This is a genomic window from Microvirga sp. P4_G7 (genome assembly GCF_056401005.1).
In genome coordinates this window covers 1-7,523 of the sequence record NZ_JBFUKD010000130.1, presented here as the reverse complement: position 1 = coordinate 7,523, position 7,523 = coordinate 1, and the positions used below count along the sequence as shown (strand labels likewise).

Sequence of the window (7,523 nt, the reverse complement as noted above, 5' to 3'; positions counted from 1 at the left end):
GGAAGGGCGCCGCGCGTTCGAGGCCATGGGCCTTGGCGATCGCCTGCGGGTCGCGGGTAAACCAAGAATTTTTGGAGGGATCGTCCGGCGGCGTGAACGTGTTGCGGGCCTCCGGAGCGCRCACGAGGCCCGTCACGATCGTTGTGCCTTCGGGCCGGCTCTGCGGACGGGTGCCCGGTTCACGCAATTCCGTCGGAACGAAGCCGCGATTGATCATGACGATGGCGCCGTCGGAAAGACGCAGGGGCGTCATCAGGTAGAAGCCCTGCATGGGCGAGCCGCGCTGGGCGGGTGCAAGACCGTAGACAGGCGTCTCCAGCGCATTGAGCAGGACGCCCTCGAGCCGAACCCGCCGAAACTCGTCGTCGGCCGCGCGCCACGAACCCCATTGCGCTTCGGGCACGATTCGCCCGGGCTCGCCGTGGGAGCGCGCTTCGATCTGACCGATGAGGCCTTCCTTCCAGCTCTTGCGCTGCAATTGCCAAGTGCCGAGGGTTAGGAGAATCGCAAGCGCCACGAGGGTCGCGATCCCCGGTGCGATCAGCGAACGCCAGCGGGACGGAGCGGTCACTTCTTGAAGCGCCCTTCCTCGGCCTTGTGGCTGTACTGGAGCGCAGCGAGAACGCCCTTCAGCGGCCGTACCAGCGCTAAACTCATGACGGCGGTGAGGCCAAACCACATGACCATGTGAAGCCAGATCGGCGGCTCGAACGTGAACTCGGTCCAGAGCGCCAAGCCGACCACGACGATCCCCACGAACGACATCACGAAAAACGCCGGACCGTCGCCCGTATCCGCGAATGTCAGATTGAGGCCGCACACCTCGCAGGCCGGGCGCATCTTCAGAAAGCCTTCGAACAGATGCCCTTTGCCGCAGCGCGGACAACGCCCCTTCAATCCGGTGACGATGGGCGAGAGGACGGCGTGTGAATGAGGCTGGGCCAAGATGAAGTCTCCGATATCCGGCTCCGCACCGGCATGCAGTTCACAGACGAGTAAATCACCGATGAGCAAATCACAGATGAGCAAATCACAGATGAGATGGCGTCACGCAAAAACGAAGGGCGGCTTATCGCCGCCCTTGTTGAAATCTTGTCGCTGAGCGGCGGCTTCAATGGCCCCCGGCGCTTGCCCCGTGGCCCCATACGTATATGGCGGCGAAAAGGAASAGCCAGACCACGTCCACGAAGTGCCAGTACCAGGCWGCRAATTCGAARCCGAGGTGCTGCTTGGGCGTGAAGTCTCCGCGATAGGCGCGCAGGAGGCAGACGGCGAGGAAGATCGTGCCGATGATCACGTGCGCGCCGTGGAAGCCCGTCGCCATGAAGAACGTGGCGCCGTAGATGTTGCCTTTGAAGCCGAACGTGGCGTGGCTGTATTCGTAGGCCTGCACGCAGGTGAACAGGATCGCGAGGACGACCGTGATCCAGAGGCCGGCCTTCAGACCCTTCCGGTCGTTTCCGAGGAGCGCGTGGTGCGCCCACGTGACGGTGGTGCCGGAGGTCAGGAGGATCAGCGTGTTGAGCAGGGGCAGGTGCCAGGGATCGAAAGTCTCGATGCCCTTGGGCGGCCACATGCCGCCGAGCACTTCGACGCGCTGATACTGGATCGGATCGTTGGCATAGAGCGCGGCTTCGAAATAAGCCCAGAACCACGCCACGAAGAACATCACCTCGGAGGCGATGAACATGATCATGCCGTAGCGGTGGTGCAACTGCACGACGCGGGTGTGGTATTTGCCGCTGTTCGCCTCGTTGATGACGTCGGTCCACCAACTGAACATGGTGAACAGGACGCCGATGATGCCCGCCCCGAAGATGAACGCGCCTGGGTGCGTCCCGGCGATCGGGATTGCCTTCCACCAGGTGACGAAGCCAGACGCCATGAGAAAGGCGCTGATCGAACCGATGAGCGGCCACGGGCTCGGGTCGACAAGGTGGTAATCGTGATGTTTGGCGTGGGCCTCGGCCATTCCTATCTCCGTGCCTCGAAGTTGTTCTGCTTTAAGCCGTTTCTGTCCAGCTTGTCACGTCCGTTATTGGACGCGGGGTTTGGTTGAAGACGTCGCGTCCGCCACCGGCTTGCCGCCCTTCGACGGGAAGTAGGTATAGGACAGCGTGACCGAAGAAAGGTTCTTGATGTCGGAATCCGTGACGAGACGCGGATCGACATAGAAAACGACCGCCGATTCCAGGGTTTCCCCCGGTTTGATCGTCTGCTCGGTAAAGCAGAAGCACTCGAGCTTGGTGAAGTAGGTGCCCGCCAGATCCGGTTGGACGTTGTAGGTCGCAATCCCCGTCGTAGGCTGGTCGCCCGTGTTCGTCACCTTGTAGAAAACGGTCGTCGTCTCGCCGAGCTTGACCGTGACTTCCGGCTGTTCCGGCGCGAATCGCCAGTTGAGTCCCGGGGCGACGTTGGCGTCGAATCGGACGGCAATCGCGCGGTCGAGTGCTTTCGAGGCGTTGTCGGAGGCGATGCTCGGCGTCCCGTCGAACCCGGTGACCTTGCAGAACAGGTCGTAGAGCGGCACGGATGCGTAGGCCAATCCCACCATGCCGACGACGATGGCGCCGCAGGCGACGACCGTGCGGCGCATGTTTCGTTGAAGATCGGGGGCTTCGCTCATGGCCGCCTCACAGAGGACGCTGCATGACCTGCGGCCCGAGCTTGGCGATCGTGACCACATAGAAAAGAAGAACCAGCGCGCCCAGGGTGAGGGCGAGCGCCAGCGAACGCCTGCGGCGGCGCTTCTGTTCTTCCGGCGACAGTCGGCGAGGCTGAAGATCCGTCATCACGTCACCCCACTACCGGGCGGAAGAAGCCGAAGCCGTGTTCGGCGAGCAGCGTCGCGAACAAGAGGAAGAGATAGAGGATCGAGAAAGCGAACAACTGTTGCGCCACCTTCATCGCGGGCTCGCCATCGCGCAGGCGGTAGACCTGGACGGCGAGCGCCAGCATGCCGAGGCCGCCGAGCGTCGCGATGACCGCGTACGCGACGCCGCCGAAGCCCATCGCGACCGGAACGAGACCGAGCGGCGCCAGGACGAGCGTGTAGAGCAGGATTTGCCGGCGGGTGGAATCCGGTCCGGCGACGTTCGGCATCATCGGAATGCCGGCGCGCGCATAGTCGCTGGATTTCACCAGCGCCAACGCCCAAAAATGGGGCGGCGTCCAAATGAAGATGATGGCGAACAGGACGACGCTTTCCCAGCCGACGGAGCCGGTGACCGCCGCCTGGGCGACGATCGGCGGCAAGGCGCCGGCGGCTCCGCCGATGACGATGTTCTGCGGCGTCGTCCGCTTCAACCACATGGAATAGATGACGGCGTAGAAAAAGATCGTGAAGGCGAGGAGAAACGCCGCGAGCCAGTTGCTGACGAGGCCGAGCACGATCACCGAACCGACGGAAAGCGTCATGCCGAAGGCAAGCGCTTCGCTCGGCGTGATCTTGCCGGCGGGAATGGGCCGCTGCCGCGTGCGCACCATCACGGCATCGATATCGGCATCCCACCACATGTTGAGGCAGCCGGACGCGCCTGCGCCGATGGCGATCATCAGCAACGACGCGAAGGCGATGATCGGGTTGACGGCCGGATGCACGACCACCATGCCGACGAGCGCCGTGAAGACGACGAGAAACATCACGCGCGGTTTCAGGAGCGCGAAATAATCGGACACATCGCCTTGTGAGAATCCCACGGTCGGCAGGGTCTCGTTGCGATTGTCGGTCAAGCTGTTCGATGCGCTGGTCATGGCCTTGATACTTCCGAGGCGTACCGGCATTCGCCGTCAGTGGCCTCTTCGGGTGATCAACCCCTCCCCGGAAAGCTCCGCGAAGAGCTCTCGGGGGAAGAGTGGGCGGGTTTTCCCGCCCAACTCGTAGAACTCAGTGATCCGTGTCGACGATGCGCGGCAGGGTTTCGAACTGGTGGAACGGCGGCGGCGAGGGCAGCGTCCATTCCAACGTCGTTGCGCCTTCGCCCCACGGGTTTCCGGCTGCCTTCTCCTTGCGCACGAACAGCGCGTAGATCACGCCGCCGAGGAACAGGAGGACGCCGACGGCGAAGATGTACGAGCCGATCGAGGACACCCGGTTCCAGCCCGCGAACGCATCCGGATAATCCGCATAGCGGCGCGGCATGCCGGAAAGGCCGAGGAAGTGCATCGGGAAGAACAGCATGTTGGAGCCGATGAAGGCGATCCAGAAATGCGTCTTTCCGATCCATTCGGGCATCACGTAGCCGGTGATCTTCGGGAACCAGTAGTACATGCCGGCGAAGATCACGAAGACCGCGCCGAGCGACAGCACGTAGTGGAAGTGCGCCACCACGTAATAGGTGTCGTGCATGTAGCGGTCGACGCCCGCGTTCGCGAGGACGACGCCGGTGACGCCGCCGACCGTGAACAGGAACACGAAGCCCACAGCCCATTGCATCGCGGCGGTGAAGCGGATCGAGCCACCCCACATGGTCGCGATCCACGAGAAGATCTTCACTCCCGTCGGCACCGCGATCACCATCGTGGCAAAGACGAAATAGGCCTGCGTCTGCAGCGACAGACCGACGGTGTACATGTGGTGCGCCCACACSACGAAGCCGACGACGCCGATCGCCACCATGGCGTAGGCCATGCCGAGATAGCCGAAGATCGGCTTCTTCGAGAAGGTCGAGATGATGTGCGAGACGATGCCGAAGGCCGGCAGGATCATGATGTACACTTCGGGGTGGCCGAAGAACCAGAACAGGTGCTGGTAGAGGATCGGATCGCCACCGCCCGACGGATCGAAGAACGTCGTGCCGAAGTTGCGGTCGGTCAGCAGCATCGTGATCGCGCCGGCGAGAACCGGCAGCGACAGAAGCAGCAGGAACGCCGTCACCAACATCGCCCAGGCAAACAGCGGCATCTTGTGCAGCGTCATGCCCGGAGCGCGCATGTTGAGGATCGTCGTGATGAAGTTGATCGCGCCGAGGATCGATGCAGCACCCGCGAGGTGAAGCGCGAGAATGCCGAAATCAAGCGCCGGGCCCGGATGGCCGGCGGTCGAAAGCGGCGGATAGACCGTCCAGCCGCCGCCGAAGCCGGTCGAGCCCGGAGCGCCTTCGACGAACAGCGAGCACACGAGAAGACCGAAACCGGCAATCGTCAGCCAGTAAGAGACGTTGTTCATCCGCGGGAASGCCATGTCSGGCGCGCCGATCATSAKCGGCACGAACCAGTTGCCGAAACCGCCGATSAKCGYCGGCATCACCATGAAGAACACCATGATGAGACCGTGGCCGGTCACGAAGACGTTGAAAGCTTGCGGATTGGAAAAGAATTGCAGCCCGGGCTCCTGGAGCTCCAGGCGCATTCCGATCGACAGCGCGCCACCGACGCAGCCGGCGATGAAGCCGAAGATCATGTAGAGCGTGCCGATATCCTTGTGGTTCGTCGAATAGAACCAACGGCGCCAGAAAGTCGGATGATCGTGGTGCTCCGCGTGGGCGGCTTCAACTGCATGTGCCATGATGGCGACCTCTCAGGTCCTGTTCTCGATATTATTGGGCGGTGGCGAGCTTGAGCGGGGCGGCATCCGCGGAAGCGTATTTCTGCTTCGCCTCCTGCAGCCATGCGGCATATTGCTGGTCGCTCACGACGCGGATCACGATCGGCATGTACGGGTGACCGTTGCCGCACAATTCCGAACACTGTCCGTGGTAGACGCCTTCTTGCTCAGCCTTGAACCAGGTCTCGTTCAGACGACCCGGGACCGCATCGATCTTGATGCCGAATGAAGGCATCGCAAAGGAATGCAGAACGTCGGCGGCGGTGACCTGGACCTTGACGGTCTTTCCGACCGGAACAACCATCTCGTTGTCGACCGCGAGCAGGCGCAGCTGGCCCTGCTTCAGGTCCTTCTCCTCGATCATGTTCGAATCGAACTTGAATCCGCCGCCTTGGTCGGCCGGGTACTCGTAACCCCAATACCAGGCGTAACCGGTGACCTTCACGACCATGTCGGCGTTCGGCAGGATCAACTGCGTGCGCAGCAGGCGGAACGAGGGAATGGCGATGCCGATCAGGATCAGCACCGGCACCACGGTCCAAGCCACTTCCAACAGAGTGTGGTGAGTGGTCTTCGAGGGAACCGGATTCTTGGTCTCGTTAAACCGGACAATGATGATCAGAATGAGCGCGGCGACAAACACGCAAATGATGGCGATGATCCAGACCAGATAGGTGTGGAAGCTGGACATGAACTGCCCGACTTCCGTCACCATGCCCTGCATGCTCATTTCCCAAGGGGAGGGGGCACCGGTGCCGGCAAACGCCTCACTCATGCCCAACACAAGTGCGACCGCCGCTGTAAAAAGGGTGATCGCCGATCGAAGTCCTGAGGTCTCGATCCGCATCGGTGTTCCAAAGCTCCTACTTAGAAGTGATGGCCACTTGTCCGCGACAGAAACCGGGCGCGACTGATCTCGAGCCCGGCAAGCGCCACCACCGAATGACCCGTGTCTATGACCACAGGACGCGCACGAGCGCAACGGTGCAAGCGCAGCAATTCGTGCGTCATAACCGCCAAAAACCGCCTTTCACGGGAGTATAACGCCTCTTCTCTTGACATTTAAGGCCTCCCCATGGTCCCAACGGTTTTCATAACCAAGAGCGGAGCGGTCGGGATTTCTGCCGTTTCGAACGATTCAAAACGGAGATGCCGGTGAAATTGCCACGGTGGATTCGATGCGGGGCGGCGGCGGTTTTCGGCCTGACCCTGTTGTCCACAGCTGATCTGGCCCGCGCCCAGGGTATGGTTAAAAATACCTATGGCGACTGGCAGATGCGCTGTGAAACGCCCCCCGGTGCCAGCGCCGAGCAATGCGCTCTCGTCCAGAACGTCGCTGCGGAAGACCGGCCGAACGTGTCGCTCGTCATCATCGTCTTGAAGACGGCGGACGGGAAGGGCCGGCTCCTGCGGGTCGTCGCGCAATTGGGCGTCCTGCTTCCCTCGGGCCTCGGCCTCAAGATCGACCAGACCGATATCGGCCGGGCCGGCTTCGTGCGCTGTCTCGCGACGGGTTGCGTCGCCGAGGTTGTGATGGAAGATAATCTCATTACACAGATGAAGACGGGCCAGAACGCGACGTTCATCGTGTTCCAGACGCCGGAAGAGGGAATCGGTATCCCCGTCTCGCTCAACGGCTTCGCGGCGGGGTACGACGCCCTTCCGTAACGAAGGCCACAAAGACTCGAGGGGGCTATCATGGGTGGAATTGGGACTAAGGCCGGGCTTGGCGCGGTGCTGCTCGGCATGTCGGTTCTCGTCGGATGCGGGGCGCCCGGCGAAGGGGGCTCCACGGTCGGCAACATGGTGATGCTGGCCGGGACGACGGTTCCTCCGCCTTTGCCGGCGGACATCGAGGATGTCTATTGCCCGCAGGTCAGCGTCACTGACGGCGGGTCCTCGATCCGGACGGGCGAGCGCAGCCAGATCGCTCTCGGGCAGATTGCGCGCGAATGCCTCGGCCGATCCGATGGCGCGA

The 7,523-nt window shown here is 62.3% G+C and carries 9 protein-coding genes and 1 pseudogene; 2 read left to right on the top strand and 8 right to left on the bottom strand.

The genetic code is table 11. The features are described 5' to 3' along the window. The 8 genes from AC1DT3_RS08290 to coxB form a co-directional block, all read right to left on the bottom strand. Positions 1 to 571: SURF1 family protein (locus tag AC1DT3_RS08290; RefSeq protein WP_477464776.1), on the bottom strand; the 571-nt coding region annotated here is incomplete at its 3' end. After that, on the bottom strand, positions 568 to 945 hold the full coding sequence (locus AC1DT3_RS08285; protein ID WP_169850411.1) for a DUF983 domain-containing protein: 378 nt from the start codon (positions 943 to 945) through the stop codon (positions 568 to 570). The genes AC1DT3_RS08285 and AC1DT3_RS08290, both read right to left, overlap by 4 nt. Positions 946 to 1,111: 166 nt before the next feature. Next, the gene (locus AC1DT3_RS08280) at positions 1,112 to 1,972 is read right to left on the bottom strand and encodes a cytochrome c oxidase subunit 3 (RefSeq protein ID WP_477464775.1); all 861 of its coding nucleotides are present in this window, start codon (positions 1,970 to 1,972) and stop codon (positions 1,112 to 1,114) included. A 63-nt stretch (positions 1,973 to 2,035) separates the two neighbouring features. After that, positions 2,036 to 2,626 (bottom strand): cytochrome c oxidase assembly protein, encoded by a 591-nt coding sequence (locus AC1DT3_RS08275; protein WP_477464774.1) that lies wholly within the window; start codon positions 2,624 to 2,626, stop codon positions 2,036 to 2,038. A gap of 7 nt (positions 2,627 to 2,633) precedes the next feature. Continuing rightward, a complete protein-coding gene (locus AC1DT3_RS08270; RefSeq protein WP_477464773.1) occupies positions 2,634 to 2,792 on the bottom strand; it encodes a hypothetical protein in 159 nt (52 codons plus the stop codon). 4 nt (positions 2,793 to 2,796) lie between these two features. Then, the gene (locus AC1DT3_RS08265; protein WP_477464772.1) at positions 2,797 to 3,753 is read right to left on the bottom strand and encodes a heme o synthase; all 957 of its coding nucleotides are present in this window, start codon (positions 3,751 to 3,753) and stop codon (positions 2,797 to 2,799) included. A 133-nt stretch (positions 3,754 to 3,886) separates the two neighbouring features. After that, entirely contained in the window at positions 3,887 to 5,506 is a 1,620-nt protein-coding gene (ctaD, locus tag AC1DT3_RS08260; protein WP_477464771.1) for a cytochrome c oxidase subunit I, read from the bottom strand. Positions 5,507 to 5,537: 31 nt separating this feature from the next. Continuing rightward, positions 5,538 to 6,392, bottom strand: coding sequence for a cytochrome c oxidase subunit II (coxB, locus tag AC1DT3_RS08255; protein WP_477464770.1), 855 nt, complete (start codon positions 6,390 to 6,392; stop codon positions 5,538 to 5,540). Positions 6,393 to 6,694: 302 nt separating this feature from the next. Between coxB and AC1DT3_RS08250 the strand changes: the two genes are divergently transcribed. After that, positions 6,695 to 7,213 carry an invasion associated locus B family protein gene (locus tag AC1DT3_RS08250; RefSeq protein ID WP_477464769.1) on the top strand — a complete coding sequence of 173 codons (519 nt, stop codon included), beginning with the start codon at positions 6,695 to 6,697 and terminating at the stop codon, positions 7,211 to 7,213. 30 nt (positions 7,214 to 7,243) lie between these two features. Beyond that, positions 7,244 to 7,523 (top strand): annotated as a pseudogene (locus AC1DT3_RS08245) (hypothetical protein); the annotation flags it as partial.